Origin of the sequence: Mycobacterium sp., from assembly GCF_035623875.1 — a bacterium.
Lineage (GTDB): Bacteria > Actinomycetota > Actinomycetes > Mycobacteriales > Mycobacteriaceae > Mycobacterium.
This window is the reverse complement of sequence record NZ_DASPSP010000312.1, coordinates 1-2,629: the sequence shown is the minus strand read 5'-3', so window position 1 is coordinate 2,629 and position 2,629 is coordinate 1. Positions and strand designations below refer to the sequence as shown.

At 64.3% G+C, this 2,629-nt stretch carries 3 protein-coding genes; 2 read left to right on the top strand and 1 reads right to left on the bottom strand.

All coding sequences use genetic code 11. The features are described 5' to 3' along the window. Positions 1–153: 153 nt before the first annotated feature. Entirely contained in the window at positions 154–675 is a 522-nt protein-coding gene (locus VEI45_RS25175) for a homocitrate synthase (RefSeq protein WP_324857362.1), read from the top strand. A gap of 54 nt (positions 676–729) precedes the next feature. Here the strand turns inward: VEI45_RS25175 and VEI45_RS25170 are convergent, their stop codons facing one another. Then, on the bottom strand, positions 730–2,214 hold the full coding sequence (locus tag VEI45_RS25170; RefSeq protein WP_324857360.1) for a cytochrome P450: 1,485 nt from the start codon (positions 2,212–2,214) through the stop codon (positions 730–732). 151 nt (positions 2,215–2,365) lie between these two features. Between VEI45_RS25170 and VEI45_RS25165 the strand changes: the two genes are divergently transcribed. Continuing rightward, positions 2,366–2,629, top strand: a 264-nt coding sequence (locus VEI45_RS25165; RefSeq protein ID WP_324857112.1) for a helix-turn-helix domain-containing protein, incomplete at its 3' end; no start/stop codon positions are given.

Sequence of the window (2,629 nt, the reverse complement as noted above, 5' to 3'; positions counted from 1 at the left end):
GATCAGCGTCTACTCTCGGCGATCGTGCGGTGCCTTTTTGGTCTTCTCGTAGTAGCCAGTACCCGCAGCGGGGTCTGATCCAGACCGACCCCCCGCTGTGGGTCGGAAGCTACTACCCGTCGGTCACCACTGCAGACCAGAGAAGACCGGCACATGACAATCACCGACCTGAGATTTCCGAGTGGCGCCGAGACGGCGCCCGCTCCACCCGAATCGCCATCGGTCCGCTTCGACGGCATTTCGCTACCGCGAGGAATCCGGGAGGACGCCGACACCATGTCGTGGAGCACTTTCACCGCCACCTACGCTCCCAGCGCCGGACCAGTGCGCTTGGGCCACTGGGAATGCACTGACACCGAGCGTCCCGCCACCCGGTTGGGCCAACAGGCCCGAACATTCCGGGCCACGCTGGGGTTCGGCGATCGCAGCGAGACCGCGACCGCCACGGCGACAGGCCCGGTGGCCGCGCTGACCGCGATGCTCTACGACCACGGCATCGCCGTGGAGATGCTGCGGTTCCATCAGCTGCGGTCAGAGGACACGACCGCGACCTTCATCCAGGGCTCTGACGGCTGCCGCGCCGAGTGGGCGATGGGCTGGTCGGAGGACCCGACGCAGTCGGCGCTGGGCGCAGTCATCGCCTGCGCCAACCGGCTGTATGCGGATCTCACGTGAGCAGACACAAAAGCCCTGACACGCCGAGGCGTGAGGGTTTTGCGTCTGCTCGCGCTAGAGCGGACGGAGCACCATCGGCATGCCGTCCATCGGGATCGGCATACCGCCGTAGTCCCATTTCGCCTGGTACCCCGCGCGGGGCAACTCAAGCCGGTACCGGCGCAGCAGCCGGTGCAGGATCGTCTTGATCTCCAGCTGGCCGAACGTCATCCCGATGCACTTGTGCGCGCCGCCGCCAAACGGCGTGAACGCGTAGCGATGCCGTTTGTGCTCACTGCGCGGCTCGGTGAACCGGTCGGGGTCGAATTTCAGCGGATCCGTCCAGATCTCCGGCAGGCGATGGTTCATCCCTGGGTACGCGATGACGTTCGTGCCCGCAGGCAGGTAGTAGCCCAGCAACTCGGTGTCGCGCACAGTCCGGCGCATCGCCCACTGCACCGGTGTCACCAGCCGGATCGCCTCGTTCATCACCAAATCAAGTGACTCCAGCTTCTCCAGTGACTCGATGTCCAGCGGACCGTCGCCGAGCCGATCGGATTCGTCGCGGCAGCGTTCCTGCCACTCGGGGTTGGCGGCCAGGTGGTGGGCCATCGTCGTCGTGGTCGATGTCGAGGTGTCATGCGCGGCCATCATGAGGAAGATCATGTGGTTGACGATGTCCTCGTCGGAGAAGCTGTTGCCGTCCTCGTCCTCGGTGTGGCACAGGACAGTCAGTAGGTCGCTGCCTTCCTTGCCGCGGCGCTCCATGACGCGCTCACGGAAGTAGTTCTCGAGCAGCTCACGCGCCTGAAGACCGCGCCACCAGGTAAACGGCGGCACGCTGCTGCGGATGATCGCGTTTCCGGCGCGGGTGGTGATAGTGAAGGCCTTGTTCACCTTGGTCACCAGCTCATGGTCGGTGCCGGGTTCGTGACCCATGAACACCATCGACGCGACGTCGAGGGTGAGCTCCTTCATTGCCGGGTAAAGCAGAAAACGTGAGTCGTTGACCACCCAGTCGTTAGCCACTACCTGCGAGACGACCTTGTCCATCTGCTCGACATAGCCGACCAGTCGGGAGCGGACGAACGCCTCCTGCATGATCCGCCGATGGAACATGTGCTCGTCGAAGTCGAGCAACATCAGGCCGCGGTGGAAGAACGGCCCGATCACCGGCACCCAGCCCTGCTGGGAGTAGTCCTTGTTGCGGTTGGAGTAGACGATCTGGGCTGCGTCGGGACCCAGCGCCGCGACGGCGGGCAGGACCGGTGAGTCACCGAATATGACGGGACCTTTGGTTCGGTACAGGAATAGCAGGTAGTCCGGCCCGCCCCGCAGCATCTCGATGATGTGGCCGAGGACCGGCAGGCCACGATCGCCCATGACCGGCTTGAGCCCGCTGCCCGGCGGCGGATCCGCGAGCTTCCTCGGTGTCCAGTCGGTGTTCAGTAGCCGCTGTTCGACGGCAGCCATGCCGGGAAAGTTGTTGAATGACGGGGTCAGTCGGCGCTTGGCCTGATCGAGCAGGTAGTTCGGGGTGCTGATGGTCGCCTTCGACACTTCTGACGTTCCTCCCTCGACGGCTGCGGTGAGCGTAGACCGGCATCAACCGGCGTTGTGGCAGACGTCACCAGTTGCTATCCTGAGATGAAACTTGACGGCTGTCAAGTTTCCTTTTGGGCGTGGCGTGGTGCAAGGTCGAAGGGTGCGCATCGAGCAGGAGGCCGGCAGGGCGGCTGATCCAGGCGCGGTAGTGCCGGTGCCGAGACGACGGGGTGATCGGCAGCGGCAGGCCATTGTGCAGGCGGTGCGTGAACTGCTCGAGGAAAGGCCCTTCGCCCAGTTGTCGGTGAGCACGATCAGTGACCGCGCGGGGGTGGCCCGTTCGGGCTTCTACTTCTACTTCGACTCGAAATACGCGGTGCTGGCTCAGATCCTCGCCGACGCGACACACGAACTCGAAGAGTTGACGGAG

Bases quoted from the DNA above. Each gene is read 5' to 3' on its own strand.
- VEI45_RS25175 (WP_324857362.1), top strand. From the start codon at position 154: ATGACAATCACCGACCTGAGATTTCCGAGTGGCGCCGAGACGGCGCCC.